This window comes from Mucilaginibacter ginsenosidivorax (assembly GCF_007971525.1).
Taxonomy (GTDB): domain Bacteria; phylum Bacteroidota; class Bacteroidia; order Sphingobacteriales; family Sphingobacteriaceae; genus Mucilaginibacter; species Mucilaginibacter ginsenosidivorax.
On sequence record NZ_CP042437.1, the window covers coordinates 6,980,335 to 6,994,674 of the forward strand.

Consider the following 14,340-nt stretch of genomic DNA (forward strand, 5'->3'; position numbering starts at 1 on the left):
CCAATTCTTTACCCAGGTGCAATTTAGGCTTCTATTTGTAAAAATTGTGTGCGCCCCGCATTAGTGAAATTCGATAAAATCCGTGAAATTAGTGTGCAGAGATTAGTGCCCTTCCAACTGCTTTAAATCAAACCGCAGCACCTCGATAGCCTCTTTCTGTCTCGATATAATCACATACATATAACCATTGCAGATGATGGTATGCGGATACCCGTATTGACCGCCTTTCCATAGCCCTTCTCTTTTTAGGTGATAAAGTTGGTTTGCGATGATGTAGTTATTATCGAACGATTTGCCATCTTTTGATAATGATAACACCAGCGGGTTCCTGTCGTAATGGTGCAGGGTATCGGGGATACCAACGTAGTAAAATCGATTATCGGGCAGGCGGCCGAAGTGGAATTTGCTGTCGTTATCAGAAAAAGGCGCTTCTGCCGGGCGCGACCATGAAGTACCATTATCCTTACTTTCGGTGAGCCATAATTTACCTTTCCAGCCTTTGCCGGTTACGCGCAGCAGCATGTGCAACACGTTATCATCCGTCTGAAAAAACGAGCCTTCGCAAAGTGGCGGAAACCCAAGCCTGGCAGCAGGGGCATAAAAGGCAGCTGAGTTATCCTGGGTGTATAATGAATCGGGGTAAAAGCTGCTGAGTTTCCAGCCGGAGATACCGCGGCGATCATCGGTGTATGGAAACAAAAAGTTACCGCTGATGATGAGTCGGCCTCTTTTGGTAGCCTCGGGGCCGTGGTTAGGGATTAGCGGTACATGCATATCGATAGGATTGCTCCAGTGGATACCATCTTTGCTGGTTTTGCCCCAAAGGTGGGTGTTTTGCCGGTGTTTGGTATACTCGCCGTAATAGGCAACCAGCGTGCCTTTATATTGGTATAACCCGGCGGCGGTAAGTACGGTCAATGTGTCGTTAACCCTGCCGGGGGATGCCAGCGCCAACGGTGCCGACCAGTGTATAAAATCTTTAGACGTAGCATAAACCACCCGCTGGCCCGGCGAATCCTCGTCGATAAGGCCATTACTCCATATCGCTATGAATTTATCTTTAAAATGGATGATAGAAGGGTGATGATTATAAAGCCATGACTTATCGGGCGAGTAGATCATAGACCGCTGGATATTTAGTTTTGGAACGCCAGCTTCGGTTTTGTAGGTGTTGCGGATGGTTTGGGCCTGGGCATTGCCGGGTGTGAAATTTAATGACAAAATAATAAAGGCTGCTAAATATTTAACGGACGCAGCATTAAAACTTGTTTTTGATTTGGATGGTATGTTCATTTATCGTGTTCGAAATTCAGAGATTGAGCGACTAATTTCATCCTGGGCTTTTAAGTACTGTATTATCCCTATCAATGTATAACACAACGAACCCGGTACAAACAACAGGCTGAACTTACTAATTTGCACGAAGATTTGAGCTACAAGAACTATCAGAATGCCGGATGTTATATAAAAAAGAAAGTAACTTAAATAAGCAAGCCCAAATAAAGCAAGGGGTAGCCTAAGTTCATCATTACGCAATTTAAAAAAAGCAATAATCAAAGCGATGTTCATAATGATCTTCAAAATTGATAGGAAAAACAACAACATGGCTCCGTTAGTATGAGGGGGAGTAAGGTCAGATAAAAAGGTTAATATAAAGTTGAATACGATGAAAACTATAAACGTGTTGATGTACGCTTTTTTTTCATGAAAATGTTTTAACACATAAACCAGGTATATAAGTTGCGCATCAAAAAGTAACTCCCTAATCATCGTGAAGTAAAACGGTGGCAGCTGTTGGTTTAGCTCGAATAGAAGAGCCCCGATGGCTGTAATAAAGTAAATAGCATTAATGGCGATGATATACCGGGTTGTTTTAACGCTCACTTTCATATAACTCGCTCGTTTACGCCCTTGTCCATAGCCAGGTACTTTACTACCTTAAACAGGATATAGAATGTTATGCCCGGAATAAATACCTTGGTAAGGCTAACATATTTGAACATCATCGACGAATAGATGATGCTTGCCACCAATTGTAACAAAGTGATAAAAAGAAATGCAAGGCCATAAGTGAACATGGGGTACGCCAACCACTTGTTTTGTATCCTGGCAGATTGGATAATAAAAATAATTACTACAATAATGGATAATAAAAAAAGAAGATAATACAAGGATATATTTTTTGCAGTGACTTTAACAACCACAAAATATAACGAAATAAAAACATCAACACCAATAAAGATTTTGCACGTTGTGATGATGGAGGTATCTTCCTTTAAGTACTTTAAAACTAAAACCAGGTAAATTAACGGGATTATGTATACTATTTCATTAGAAACAAGGTGTAGTTTGCCTACCGGTATATCGTTAAATCTTAATGCAATGGATGAAATAACCGAAATGGTGTAAAGTAGGTTTACGGCCATCATATAGTAAGTGTTTTTTACTGTTACTATCATTTTTCTGCATTTAATTGTTCGGATGTGTAAGTTTCGCTCAAGCTGGCATGTATCAGCTTGTAGTGTTGCTCTTTTTGTTCGTTAAGCAATTGGTAAAAAATAAAAATGATGCTTAATAGTACCGCTGCTTCCAAAACCGGTGGAATGTAACCGAGGTAGGCAAACTTGAAGGAAAGGGCATCGGCTAAGTAGCCCCAGATAAAAGGCAGCCCCATTTGTGCGATAATTTTAAGTGCGAGTGTGATACCCAATAGCTTAAAGCCAGTACCCGCGGTTTCGTCAGTCACCCTGAAAGACTGGATAATCATATTAAGTAGCATTATTAAAGCTAAAATGCCGATTGCTATAGTAATACCCTGGTTACCGAAGCCTGTAAAAGAAAACGGGATAGTAACCGCACTAAAACAAACAAAAACCGCAAAGGAAATGACTATTGAACGCTTTTCCTCCTGTAATCTTAAAATGCATACCAGGTAAAAAAACACCAAGCAATGCACTACAGAAAATAAGATTGAAAGCGTACCATCGAGATAGAAATTGATAGACCACTTCATAATGTTCACCATATTAATGAACGGTAGCCAGGCTAAATAGGCAAGTGCTATTGCTATATAAAAGATGCTTTTGCCAATTGTTGGTTTCATCATTGTAAGGTTGCCTTAAATTAGCAAATAAACTTTATTAATAAACCTGTTATTGCATTTTATGGCTATAACTATTAATCATCTGCATCAGCTTATCATGCGGTATAGCATAAACAGTGTTGCCGTTTATGCCTTTCATATCTTTGGCGGCAATCATGGCATTTACAATAGCTTCTTCCACGCTTTCAACGGTGGCCTGGTAAACTTTATCCATTTGTTCTTTGGGTAATACAGTCCAGGTTTGTAGGGTGCCTTTGGTGTTATCTTTTGGAGGCACGGTGCTAAACGCCAGGAAAATATCGCCCGAGCTATTACGGCCCACGCCACCGCAACGGGCAACACCTAACGAGGCGCGTTTGGCTACAAGTTTTAACTGGGCTGGCAATAAAGGGGCATCGGTGCCTATGATGATAATTATCGACCCATCCTTTGGTTTGGAGTTGATAACAGGCAAATCGCCTTTCCATTCTTTACCAACAGGTACGCCGGATATGATCAGGTCTGTCCGCCTGCCAAAATTGCCTTGTACAAAAGCCCCAACGGTATAAGTCGCTGTATCTATACTAATCACCCTCGACGATGTGCCACTGCCGCCCTTAAACTGGAATAAAGACATACCCGTGCCACCGCCAACGTTGCCTTCTTCTACTTTGCCGCTATGGGCAGTGTTCAGGGCCTCAAATACATCTTCTTTTTTTACGTGAAAGCCGTTAATGTCATTTAATACACCATCGAAAGTTTCGGCAGCCACAGGCAAGCCAAAAGAGAAATCAACCAACGAGCCTTTGCTGAAGTTTTTTACATTCCACTCGCCAATAGCATCTCTTACCACACCAACGCTATTGGTATTGGTAATACCGATGGGGCCGTAGTTTAGGCCATATTCATCAATTACCGTTGTGCCCGTCATTTCACCGTCGCCATTCAGACTAAACCAGCCGGCAGGCAGCGGATCGGTAGATTTGCCGTTTGGCATAATAACCGTAACACCAGTGCGCACCGGGCCTTTGCCGGTAACCAAGGGCCCGTCGCCACTAATTAATGTCTTGTAGCCCACCAAAACGCCTTTAACATCGGTAATAGCATTGTATTGGCCGGTAGTGCCGTTAAATTTTATGCCCAGGTCGCGGGCGCGTTGCTGGGCGGTGGTGATGCTGATAGTCGATATAAAAAATACTGTTAACGCAAGGGCTTTCATTTTGATGATTGTTTAGCAGGAATCAAAATTCTAATATACTCATCAAAAAACGATCTCCGAAATCACCTGCAACAAAAAAGCCCGAAGTCATAAACTCCGGGCTTCTTATCAGCAAAAATCTTTTATCTTTCGCCTTTATCCTTTCACCTCAAAAAACTACTCAAAATATTCCTTCATTCGCTCAAAAAAGCTTTTTTCGTTTTTTCCCGGATTGGGTTTAAAGTTGGGGCTTGATTGTAGTTTCTCCAGCATCTCGCGTTCTTCGCGGCTTACAATTTTTGGTGTCCAGATGTTGATGTGCACCAACTGGTCGCCACGATGGTAGGAGTTTACTTCGGGTACGCCTTTACCTTTCAGGCGCAATATTTTGCCTCCCTGGGTTCCGGGGTCAATTTTTATTTTGGCTTTACCGTCAATGGTAGGTACTTCAACAGTGGTACCCAGGGTTGCATCAACAAAGTTTACATGCAAATCGTATATCACGTTGTTACCATCGCGTTTTAAAGTTTCATGCGGAATCTCTTCAATCAAAATGATTAAATCGCCCGGTACACCGCCGCGTGGGGCCGCATTACCTTTGCCGCTCATGCTAAGTTGCATGCCTTCGCTTACGCCAGCGGGTACGTTGATGGTAATCAACTCTTCGCCACGTACTACGCCATCACCATGACAAACATTACATTTTGACAGTATGGTTGAGCCTTCGCCGTTACACGTAGGGCAGGTGCTGGTTGTTTGCATTTGCCCCAAAATGGTATTGGTTACCCTGCGCACGGCGCCCGAGCCACCACATGTTTTACAAGTTTGGAACGATGCTTTATCTTTTGCGCCAGAGCCGTCGCAGGTTTTGCAAACTATCTGTTTATTTACTTTTATTTTCTTTTCGGCGCCATTGGCAATTTCTTCAAGTGTTAAACGTACTTTAATACGCAGGTTGCTGCCACGGGCTACTCGCCTGCCACCGGCACCGCCACCCTGGCGGCCTCCGCCGCCAAAGAAACCTTCAAACGGACTGCCGCCGCCAAAGATATCACCAAACTGGCTAAATATGTCGTTCATATCCATACCGCCGCCGCCATAACCGCCGCCATTTGGCGATGAAGCATTGGCCGCATGACCAAACTGGTCATAACGCTGGCGTTTTTCGGGGCTGCTTAAAACTTCGTAAGCTTCAGCTGCTTCCTTAAATTTTTCTTCCGCCTCTTTGTCACCCTGATTTTTATCCGGGTGATATTTAATAGCCATTTTACGATATGCCTTCTTTATCTCGTCCGCATCTGATCCTTTTGAAACGCCCAGTATATCGTAATAATCTCTTTTAGCCATATTTTTAATGTTGAATTATTGAATTACTGAATTATTGAGTTAAAGAGGTCTTTAAAATACATATTCAATAATCCGATGATATTAATTGTGATATTATGTAATTAAATTATTGGTTGACCGAACATGAAAAAAATCGATAATTCAATCCCTCGATAATTCAATAATTAATTACGCTCCTACAATTACTTTGGCAAAACGGATAACCCTGTCTTTAAGGGTATAGCCTTTTTCCATTTCGTCGATAACCTTGCCTTTAAGGTCATCGGTAGGGGCGGGTATATTAGTAATTGCTTCCTGCAGGTCGGCGTCAAATGGAGCGCCTATTGATTCCATTTCTTTCAGGCCTTTTTGAGCAAGTATGTTTTTTAGTTTGTTTTGTATCAGGGTAACGCCTTCTTTAACCGGGGCTACATCAACCGCTTTTTCAATGGCACGTTGCGCGCGCTCAAAATCGTCTAAAACCGGCAGCAGGGCAATAATCAAGTCTTTGCCTTCAGTCTCACGTGCTTCGGTACGTTCCTTTTGGGTACGCCTGCGGAAGTTGTCAAATTCGGCATACAAACGTAAATATTTATCATTTGCCTGTGCCAGTTCGGCTTTTAACTTCTCTTCGGCAGTAGGGCCGGCTGTTTCTTCAGTTTCAACAGCCTCAACGGTTTCGGCCTGCTGGTCTTTCAGTTGTTGCTCCTGGGCTAAATTTTCCTGCGTAGGCTCATTTATATTTTCTGGGGTATCCATATTTTCTTTCTTCTTTTTCTTCAACATGTCGTTAAATTTCATAGCTGATAGTGCCAATCAAGTATCCTGCCATAGCCGTAAAGCCGACAAGGTGTCAGTGGTACAAAATCAATTCAGGCAGGTATGACACGGTATGTGCAGGTCTGACAGTGTATTGTCTGAACTGTCTGAATCAGAATTTACAGAATTTAAGGATGAGCAGAATTTGCCTGAACTTCGTATTAAATAAAAAAAGGACTAATCAAATGTTATTTTACATTCTATTAATCCTCAAATTCTGTAAATTCTGATTCAGAAATTATATCTCCGCATCTTCCAAAACTTTGCCATTCTCGCACTTGATAATGCGCGATGGGAAAGTACGGATGATATGATAATCGTGAGTGGCAATTAGTACTGCGGTCCCAGATTGGCTGATCTGTTTTAGCAAAAGTACAATCTCTTCAGATGTTTCCGGGTCAAGGTTACCGGTTGGTTCGTCGGCCAGGATAATTTCGGGGTTGTTAAGCAGGGCACGGGCAATTACCACGCGTTGCTGCTCGCCGCCGGATAGCTCATGCGGCATTTTTTTAAGCTTGGAACGCAGGCCAACTTTTTCCAGTACGTCAAGGGTGCGTTCGGCTATTAGCTTTTTATCTTTCCAGCCCGTGGCGCGCATCACAAAAAGCAGGTTTTGCTCTATCGAGCGATCTGTCAGTAATTGAAAATCCTGGAAAACTATCCCCAGCTTACGGCGTAAATATGGTACATCACGACCCGATAATTTGCTTAACTCATACCCGCAGGCATGGCCTGTACCGGCTTTTATGCCCAGGTCGCCATAAATAACTTTAAGCAGGCTGCTTTTGCCCGATCCGGTAGAGCCTATCAGCCATACAAAATCGCCTTTATCAACATGCAGGTTTACGTTTGACAGTACCAGGTGCGCCTGCTGAAAAATATCAACACCATTTAGCTTTATAATAGAGTTCCCAATCATCTTTTTTATAGCTCTAATTTCAAGATCTGCCCGAAAGGTAAATCCTTAATAATATTCATAATATATTCCGACTTATCCGCCAGCCCCACCTTATCCAACGACTTATCGGGCCTATCTACCCTGAAATAAGCCAGCAGCGTAAACTTATCATCCCGCAGCTGCACATAATCGGGTATTTTGGCAACGCCTTTAACTTTTATAATATACATTTTTTAAGGTGAAATGTTAAAGGTAAAAGGAGAAAGGTAAAATCACCCGGTACAACCTTTTGCCTTTTACCTTTCGGCTTTCGCCTCAAAAACCAAAGGTATTGTTATTTTAAAGATTTGACAAAAATTCCATTGTATCAATCCCATCGGCATAATCCCACAACTCGGGGTGCTGGCTTTGGCCGAAGCTTACTACCTGGCTGGCTACATTGATGGGGGCATTGGTAACAATACATTGGATATTGTCGCTTTGTTTTTGAAATAATTCCTGTGCCTGGGCGAGGTTATCATAATAGCTAAAATACAGTACAGCAAGTGGCGATGCCAGCCGGTCATCTTCCTTTACCATTAAAAAGCCGTTATCCAGGTGCTTGTCGCTGTTTACCAGGTAGATGGATTTGTTGTAGTCATAATTATTGTTGTACTTATGATGATGGATGATGGCCTTATGATCTTCAATCGATTCAAAAAAGAAATTGAAATTATAATCTTTTGGTACCAGCAGCTTGCTCACATTGCGGCAACCCAGGCCATAATAATCAAAAATGTCATGGCCAAGCTTAAACAGTTGCTCAGCAGTTTCATCGCCGGTTAGCAGGGCAATGCTATTCCTATTTTTGCGGATGATGTTGGGCACTTTACCAAAGTAGTAGTCAAAATAACGCGAGCTATTATTGCTTCCGGTAGCTATAACGGCGTCAAAATCGGCCAAACGCTCTATAAAGCTATATTGGTTGGTAAAGCTGTCGTCAATGGCCACCAACCGTTCTAAAACAGTTTTTATCAGCCGCGCGTCTTGTGACGATGATTTGATTAGTGCGTGATTGCCGGATGCCAATACGCACAAAACATCATGAAAACCAACCAGCGGGATATTTCCCGCCAAAATGAGGCCTACTTTTTTGCCCGGGGCGTCATTATCAAGGTTATATTTCGAGAGCCAGGTTTGCAAATCCTCCTCTTTTAGCATTTTGCCAATGGCCGTTACGGCCTGTAATACACTCTCGGGTGTAAACCAGGCATTATGGTAGCGTTCGTCTTCAATGATGGCCATCAACTGGGCATCGGGCGTAATTAGCTGCTTTCCTAAGGTCGAAAATGAATTTATGGAATTTTTTATGTTAAATTTTGACATATATATGGTGAGGATTGAAACCCCTAAAGCCTTTTTTTGTTATATTTGTGCGCTTGTAAATTACGGGCAAAGTTAATTGAGATTATTATATATTTAGAAATATGGCGATTAAAATCACCGATGAATGCATAAACTGCGGAGCCTGCGAGCCGGAATGCCCCAATAATGCAATTTATGATGCAGGTGCGGCATGGCGTTTTAGCGATGGTACCGGCCTTAAAGGAATTATTGATTTTGGAGATGGCAATACTTTAAATGCCGAGGAAACTCAGGCTGCCTTATCCGACGAGATATATTATATAGTGCCTGATAAGTGTACCGAGTGTGTTGGTTTTCACGACGAGCCGCAATGTGCTGCCGTTTGCCCGGTTGATTGCTGTGTAGATGATGAGGATATCCGCGAGACACAGGAAGAGTTGTTGGCCAAAAAAGATTGGCTGCATATGAATGAGTAACAAGCTCTTTAAAAGATATTAAAAAAGGGAACAGCTTGCTGTTCCCTTTTTTTGTAATTTATTTCGAAATAAATTAACTAACTTTTAATATTTTAATAAATTAGCCTTGTAAATTTTAGCTTAATCTCTCCCCAGGCTAAAATATATCTTGAAAACCAATTAAAACGTTGTAATTATTGTGCGCTTATTTCATCTTAGTTACATTAATTTTTGCATCTTAATCTGATCTATGGAATATGGTATTTGTAACCTTGCAGTAATTCCACTTCGCGCTTTGCCTGATGACAGGAGCGAACAGGTATCGCAGGTGTTATTTGGCGAAACATTTGAAATTAAGGAGTGGGCCGAACGCTGGGTTAAAATTGTTACAACAACCGATAATTATACAGGCTGGATAGGCAGGTTACAGTTTGCCATGCTGGGTCATATAGCGTATAAAACCCAACAAAGCAACCCTCCGGTTTTAACGTACAGACCGGTAACCCAGGCCTGGAAAATTATTGACAACTCGGTAATTTATTTACCTGCCGGCAGCTCGCTTGCCGGTTTAAAGGGGACAACCTGTAAAATAGGAAATGATAAATTTGAGATTATTGGCGAAATAGGCGAAAAAGAAGATATAGCAACTACAGCTAAATCGTTTTTAAATGCACCCTATTTGTGGGGAGGACGTACCCATTTTGGCATCGATTGTTCGGGCTTTACGCAGGTAGTATTTGCCTTAAACAAAATAAAACTCAGGCGCGATGCAAGCCAACAGGCCGAAGAAGGGAAAGAAGTAGCCAATCTGCAGGCAGGCCGCCTTGGGGATCTTGCCTTTTTTAATAATGCGGAAGGGCGTATTACCCACGTGGGCATCCTGCTAAACAACGAATATATTATCCATGCATCCGGCAAAGTAAAGATAGACCTTATTGATAACGATGGCATCTACTCGGCCGAATTGAAACGTCATACCCATAAATTGCATAGCATCAGGAGGTTTATGTAAGCCGGGTTAATCTTGAAATTTTATATCCCAAATAAAAATATTTTTATCATCGCTTACAGATAGCAGCTGATCGCCGTTCCATGCCAGTTTATTTATTGACAGCGGATGGCTGGGATAACCTTTTTCGCGACTGATGATCTTGTAGAGTTTAAAATCATCGGCTCCCCATATTTTAATGCTTTTATCCATGCTGGCTGTAGCAAAATAAGGCTGGGTAGGGTGGAAGAGGATATGGTTAACGGCAAACAAATGTGCCGGAATGTTTTTAACCAACTGATACGATGTTGTATCCCATATTTTTACCTGCGCGTCTCGGCCGCCCGATACCAGGTAAGCACCATCAATACTATATGCTAATGCAAAAACAGACATGGTATGCCCATGCAGTGCCTTCAGTAAGGTGTAATCCTCTAAATCGTAAATTTTAACAGTATTATCCCTGCAGCCAAAGGCCACCTGCTTTTCATCCGGTGAAACCGTGATGCAACGAACCGTATCTGCCGATACTTTAATGGTATGCACCATATCCAATGTATCAATGCTCCAAACAGACACAGTGCCATCCTCAGCGGCTATCAGCAACTCTTTTTTACTACTCACAGACTTGATATCAAACACCGGCTTAAGATGATGATTGAGCGATTTAATGACCTTTTGCTGTATAAAATCAAAAACCAGCACCTGGCCGCTGCGCAAGCCTGCAAACATTAACGGGTAGCCCGCAGGGCAATGGATGGCATAAATTGACGCATTAACAGGGAACATTACTTTAATGAAGGCATTTGTTTTCAGGCTCCACTCCACCAATCCTTTATCATTACCGCCGGTAAATAATATTCCTGGTTTTTGTGATAACTCCAACGTGAAAATGGGGTTGCCATGCCCGGTAAGTTCGGCTATTTTTTCTGCGGTCATTTTTTTAGTATCAAGTAGTTAGTATCAAGTATCAAGATGGATGATAGTGATGATGACTTTTTACAAAAGTAGGTTTTTTAGGGGCATGCCTTAACCGGCGTATATCAGGCAAAAGCAATCTATTTCGCGGCTTCGTCATAGGCGGCCTTTGCTATGCGGGCAATAACCGATTCCCGGGTTTTCAAATCAACGGGCGAATTGGTAACCAAAATGGCAATAGCCAGGTGATTGCCGTTGGGCAGCGTAATAATGCCGGTATCGTTGGTAGCAGCCGAAATTCCTTTTTCGTTGGTGCCCGAGCGGCCGGTTTTATGGTATACTATTGTACCAACGGGCAACAAGCCTTTAATCTGGTTGGGGCCGGTTGATGTTTCCTGCATAATTTTCCATAAATACGCATGGCTGGCCGTCGAAAGGAAATTGGGTTTAAAGGCTACGTTCAATAAATGAGTAAGCTCGGAAGCCATTACCCAATCGGAAAACTGCACATCCCAGGCTTGCGCCATTTGATATTCGGAGGCTTTTATCGAGAAGTTTTTGATGCCGATATGGTGGATATAGGTATCTACAACATCCGTTCCGCCTAAAATTTTTAACAGCTTATCGCAGGCAACATTGTCACTTAACGACACCATGTAGCTTAGCAACTCCCTTATCGAAACATTTACGTTTGCAGCCGGATATTTATCCTGCAGCGGACTATATGTCTTAAACAGATCGCTTTTATCCAGGCGAAGCTGCTGATCTAATGTGAATTTTCCTTCGTCAATCTCATGCAAAACCGTAATGGCAATCGGGAATTTCATCACACTCTGCATTGGCTGGTGCAGGTAGCCATTATAGTTTAAAGTATCACCCGTTTCAAGGTTTAATACCGAAACCCCGACAGTACCCTTTGCATCCTTCGCAATTTCGTCAATCTTGGCCTTTAGCCCATCTTGTTGGGCATTGGCATTGCCAATAAATAAGAAGCAAAACAGCAAAATATAAAAAACAACCCACCTCAACATAAGTTCCCCTAATGACTAATGACTAATGACTAATGACTAATGACTAATGACTAATGACTAATGACTAATGACTAATGACTAATGACTATTTATGCCTGTTTTCCAGGTTCTTAGCTATCGTTCCCAACGTTAATCCCTTTTCGCGAAGCAAAACCAACAAGTGAAAAACCAGGTCAGACGATTCATTAATCAAGTCGGTTTCTGCTTCGGCAAGGGCTGCTATAACGGTTTCAACGCCTTCTTCGCCAACTTTTTGGGCTATCTTGTTGAGCCCTTTATTCCGCAGCTTGTTTACGTATGATCCTTCTACCGGATTTTCGTATCTATCGGCAATAATATTTTCCAGCTCCAAAATAAAGTTTTGGTTATATTCCGTTTTAAAACAACTACGCGAGCCGGTATGGCAGGTAGGGCCGTCTGGTTTAACTTTAATCAGCAGGGTATCGTTATCGCAATCAATGCTGATGTTTTTTACATGCAAAAAGTTGCTGCTGGTTTCACCCTTGGTCCATAAGCGGTTTTTTGAGCGGGAGAAAAATGTAACTATATTTTCCTGTACGGTTTTATCGTAAGCCTCCTGGTTCATATAACCCAGCATCAGCACCTCTAAAGTTTGCTCATCCTGTATAATAACCGGCACTAAACCGTCTGTTTTGTTAAAATCTATATTCATTGTATCTGTTGTTCTGGTTCCCGTTGCGGGTTGCCAGGTTCGTGTTCTTTTTTAAATTCCCCTCTTGAGAGGGGGCGGGCCGGATTGGGTGGCGGCAGGGGTGTGTTCTACACCATGCATCCACTCCTAATGCTTATCCGGGCGTTACCTTCGGCCCGGGCTTTACGCTCATACTGCACAGGCCTTAATCACGGGCCGGTATCCGCTGCAATCCCTAACGCATGAATTCGCCATAACTAAATGTAAGTGATGGTGAATTTGGGCTTTAATTATTAACTATGGCTTGATTTTATTTCTAAAATCCATTTTTGATAATTGTCAAACTGACCATCTTGTTTAAAGCGGGCCGAATATTGTTCAATCGTTTCAAGGCAATCTTCTGCTATAGATTTGTTATTATTTAATCCAATTAACTTTTCTGATGTCTTGGGTCTAAACCTATCTAAAATAATGATTGCAGTCCACAAATTAATAAAGTATTGTCCTTCTACTAAGTAACCTGTAAACTCATCCAGGCTTAGTTGGTCTGCTAAAAAACAAAGTTTTTCATACAATTCATTCTTGCGAATATGATTGCTAAATGGTTCTATGCCTTCTAAATAGCCATTTTTACAACTAACTAAATAACTCATAAGGACCCTAACTATATCCTCACCTCTATATTACTACTCTTCAATATCGCTTTTAAATCCGGTATCAATATCTCGCCATAGTGAAATACCGAGGCTGCTAAAGCTGCATCAATATTTGTTTTTTCAAATACATCAACAAAATGCTGCACCGAGCCTGCCCCGCCCGAAGCTATTACCGGGATATGTACGGCATCGTTAACAATTTTTAATAGCTTGTTATCAAAACCGGCTTTTGTACCATCATGATCCATTGATGTGAGCAAAATTTCGCCGGCACCACGGCTTTCGGCTTCCATTATCCATTCCAATGTTTCCCGTTCCGTAGGCAATCTGCCGCCATTCAGGTGTACAATGTTTTTATCGCCAATACTGCGGGTATCTACGGCAATAACCACAAACTGAACGCCGAAGGCTTTAGCCAGTTCATCAATTAAAGCCGGGTTACGTACTGCTGCCGAGTTGATCGAGATCTTATCTGCACCGGCGTTTAAAAGCGCATCAGCGTCGGCAATTTCGTTAATACCACCACCAATAGTGAAAGGGATATTTATTTGCCTGGCTACAGCCTTCACCAGTTCTACCATAGTTTTGCGGCGCTCAACAGTTGCGGTAATATCCAGGAATACCAGTTCGTCGGCTCCCTGCCTCGAGTAGTTCCAGGCCAGCTCAACCGGGTCGCCCGCGTCGCGCAGGTCAACAAAGTTTACACCTTTTACGGTGCGGCCGTCTTTAACATCAAGACAGGGGATAATTCTTTTACTTAACATGTGTTTTTATAAGATCCTCATTGCTTAGTTCATCGCCATGACTTATAAAAAACACTGTCATTCTGAGCATAGCGAAGAATCTATTCACCGACAGGCATAGCCTCCAGAAAAGTTTGTGAATAGATGCTTCGTTCCTCAGCATGACAGGTTTATTTTATGTCATCTCTTCTATTCGGAAGCTACGGTTTTTATAATTTGCAATGACGGTG

The 14,340-nt window shown here is 42.3% G+C and carries 16 protein-coding genes; 2 read left to right on the forward strand and 14 right to left on the reverse strand.

Annotated elements, in window-relative coordinates:
* Positions 1–102: 102 nt before the first annotated feature.
* The 9 genes from FSB76_RS28825 to FSB76_RS28865 form a co-directional block, all read right to left on the reverse strand.
* Positions 103–1,293 carry an exo-alpha-sialidase gene (locus tag FSB76_RS28825; RefSeq protein ID WP_147059675.1) on the reverse strand — a complete coding sequence of 397 codons (1,191 nt, stop codon included), beginning with the start codon at positions 1,291–1,293 and terminating at the stop codon, positions 103–105.
* A gap of 593 nt (positions 1,294–1,886) precedes the next feature.
* Complete coding sequence (locus tag FSB76_RS28830; protein ID WP_147059677.1) at positions 1,887–2,459, reverse strand: hypothetical protein; 573 nt, start codon at positions 2,457–2,459, stop codon at positions 1,887–1,889.
* Positions 2,456–3,106 (reverse strand): hypothetical protein, encoded by a 651-nt coding sequence (locus tag FSB76_RS28835; RefSeq protein ID WP_147059679.1) that lies wholly within the window; start codon positions 3,104–3,106, stop codon positions 2,456–2,458. Before FSB76_RS28835 ends, FSB76_RS28830 begins: the two co-directional genes overlap by 4 nt.
* A gap of 46 nt (positions 3,107–3,152) precedes the next feature.
* A complete protein-coding gene (locus tag FSB76_RS28840; protein ID WP_192910109.1) occupies positions 3,153–4,301 on the reverse strand; it encodes a DmpA family aminopeptidase in 1,149 nt (382 codons plus the stop codon).
* 156 nt (positions 4,302–4,457) lie between these two features.
* Entirely contained in the window at positions 4,458–5,627 is a 1,170-nt protein-coding gene (gene dnaJ / locus FSB76_RS28845; protein WP_147059683.1) for a molecular chaperone DnaJ, read from the reverse strand.
* Positions 5,628–5,795: 168 nt separating this feature from the next.
* Positions 5,796–6,407, reverse strand: a complete 612-nt coding sequence (locus FSB76_RS28850) for a nucleotide exchange factor GrpE (protein WP_225976341.1) — start codon at positions 6,405–6,407, stop codon at positions 5,796–5,798.
* A 256-nt stretch (positions 6,408–6,663) separates the two neighbouring features.
* The gene (locus tag FSB76_RS28855) at positions 6,664–7,344 is read right to left on the reverse strand and encodes a cell division ATP-binding protein FtsE (protein WP_147059685.1); all 681 of its coding nucleotides are present in this window, start codon (positions 7,342–7,344) and stop codon (positions 6,664–6,666) included.
* Positions 7,345–7,349: 5 nt separating this feature from the next.
* Positions 7,350–7,553, reverse strand: a complete 204-nt coding sequence (locus tag FSB76_RS28860) for a fructose-6-phosphate aldolase (RefSeq protein ID WP_090647478.1) — start codon at positions 7,551–7,553, stop codon at positions 7,350–7,352.
* 109 nt (positions 7,554–7,662) lie between these two features.
* Positions 7,663–8,688, reverse strand: coding sequence for an acyl-CoA reductase (locus tag FSB76_RS28865; RefSeq protein ID WP_147059687.1), 1,026 nt, complete (start codon positions 8,686–8,688; stop codon positions 7,663–7,665).
* Between the two features lie 101 nt (positions 8,689–8,789).
* On the opposite strand from FSB76_RS28865, the gene FSB76_RS28870 reads away from it, so the two are divergent.
* Positions 8,790–9,143: a 4Fe-4S dicluster domain-containing protein gene (locus tag FSB76_RS28870; protein ID WP_090647487.1), complete on the forward strand. Its 354-nt coding sequence runs from the start codon at positions 8,790–8,792 to the stop codon at positions 9,141–9,143.
* Positions 9,144–9,372: 229 nt separating this feature from the next.
* Positions 9,373–10,134, forward strand: coding sequence for a C40 family peptidase (locus FSB76_RS28875; protein ID WP_147059689.1), 762 nt, complete (start codon positions 9,373–9,375; stop codon positions 10,132–10,134).
* 6 nt (positions 10,135–10,140) lie between these two features.
* On the opposite strand, the gene FSB76_RS28880 is transcribed toward FSB76_RS28875, so the two are convergent.
* The 5 genes from FSB76_RS28880 to hisF all read right to left on the reverse strand — a co-directional run bounded on the left by FSB76_RS28880 (position 10,141) and on the right by hisF (position 14,131).
* Complete coding sequence (locus FSB76_RS28880) at positions 10,141–11,049, reverse strand: WD40 repeat domain-containing protein (RefSeq protein WP_147059691.1); 909 nt, start codon at positions 11,047–11,049, stop codon at positions 10,141–10,143.
* Positions 11,050–11,168: 119 nt separating this feature from the next.
* Complete coding sequence (gene bla / locus FSB76_RS28885) at positions 11,169–12,059, reverse strand: class A beta-lactamase, subclass A2 (RefSeq protein ID WP_147059692.1); 891 nt, start codon at positions 12,057–12,059, stop codon at positions 11,169–11,171.
* Positions 12,060–12,144: 85 nt separating this feature from the next.
* Positions 12,145–12,732, reverse strand: a complete 588-nt coding sequence (hisIE, locus tag FSB76_RS28890; protein WP_147059694.1) for a bifunctional phosphoribosyl-AMP cyclohydrolase/phosphoribosyl-ATP diphosphatase HisIE — start codon at positions 12,730–12,732, stop codon at positions 12,145–12,147.
* 272 nt (positions 12,733–13,004) lie between these two features.
* Positions 13,005–13,364 carry a hypothetical protein gene (locus FSB76_RS28895; protein ID WP_147059696.1) on the reverse strand — a complete coding sequence of 120 codons (360 nt, stop codon included), beginning with the start codon at positions 13,362–13,364 and terminating at the stop codon, positions 13,005–13,007.
* Positions 13,365–13,375: 11 nt separating this feature from the next.
* Positions 13,376–14,131, reverse strand: a complete 756-nt coding sequence (gene hisF, locus FSB76_RS28900; RefSeq protein WP_147059698.1) for an imidazole glycerol phosphate synthase subunit HisF — start codon at positions 14,129–14,131, stop codon at positions 13,376–13,378.
* Between the last annotated feature and the right edge of the window lie 209 nt (positions 14,132–14,340).

Excerpts from the sequence above, each read along its gene's own strand:
- FSB76_RS28825 (WP_147059675.1), bottom strand. The coding sequence starts at position 1,293 with ATGAACATACCATCCAAATCAAAAACAAGTTTTAATGCTGCGTCCGTT.
- FSB76_RS28830 (WP_147059677.1), bottom strand. The coding sequence starts at position 2,459 with ATGATAGTAACAGTAAAAAACACTTACTATATGATGGCCGTAAACCTA.
- FSB76_RS28835 (WP_147059679.1), bottom strand. The coding sequence starts at position 3,106 with ATGATGAAACCAACAATTGGCAAAAGCATCTTTTATATAGCAATAGCA.
- FSB76_RS28840 (WP_192910109.1), bottom strand. The coding sequence starts at position 4,301 with ATGAAAGCCCTTGCGTTAACAGTATTTTTTATATCGACTATCAGCATC.
- dnaJ (WP_147059683.1), bottom strand. The coding sequence starts at position 5,627 with ATGGCTAAAAGAGATTATTACGATATACTGGGCGTTTCAAAAGGATCA.
- FSB76_RS28850 (WP_225976341.1), bottom strand. The coding sequence starts at position 6,407 with ATGAAATTTAACGACATGTTGAAGAAAAAGAAGAAAGAAAATATGGAT.
- FSB76_RS28855 (WP_147059685.1), bottom strand. The coding sequence starts at position 7,344 with ATGATTGGGAACTCTATTATAAAGCTAAATGGTGTTGATATTTTTCAG.
- FSB76_RS28860 (WP_090647478.1), bottom strand. The coding sequence starts at position 7,553 with ATGTATATTATAAAAGTTAAAGGCGTTGCCAAAATACCCGATTATGTG.
- FSB76_RS28865 (WP_147059687.1), bottom strand. The coding sequence starts at position 8,688 with ATGTCAAAATTTAACATAAAAAATTCCATAAATTCATTTTCGACCTTA.
- FSB76_RS28870 (WP_090647487.1), top strand. The coding sequence starts at position 8,790 with ATGGCGATTAAAATCACCGATGAATGCATAAACTGCGGAGCCTGCGAG.
- FSB76_RS28875 (WP_147059689.1), top strand. The coding sequence starts at position 9,373 with ATGGAATATGGTATTTGTAACCTTGCAGTAATTCCACTTCGCGCTTTG.
- FSB76_RS28880 (WP_147059691.1), bottom strand. The coding sequence starts at position 11,049 with ATGACCGCAGAAAAAATAGCCGAACTTACCGGGCATGGCAACCCCATT.
- bla (WP_147059692.1), bottom strand. The coding sequence starts at position 12,059 with ATGTTGAGGTGGGTTGTTTTTTATATTTTGCTGTTTTGCTTCTTATTT.
- hisIE (WP_147059694.1), bottom strand. The coding sequence starts at position 12,732 with ATGAATATAGATTTTAACAAAACAGACGGTTTAGTGCCGGTTATTATA.
- FSB76_RS28895 (WP_147059696.1), bottom strand. The coding sequence starts at position 13,364 with ATGAGTTATTTAGTTAGTTGTAAAAATGGCTATTTAGAAGGCATAGAA.
- hisF (WP_147059698.1), bottom strand. The coding sequence starts at position 14,131 with ATGTTAAGTAAAAGAATTATCCCCTGTCTTGATGTTAAAGACGGCCGC.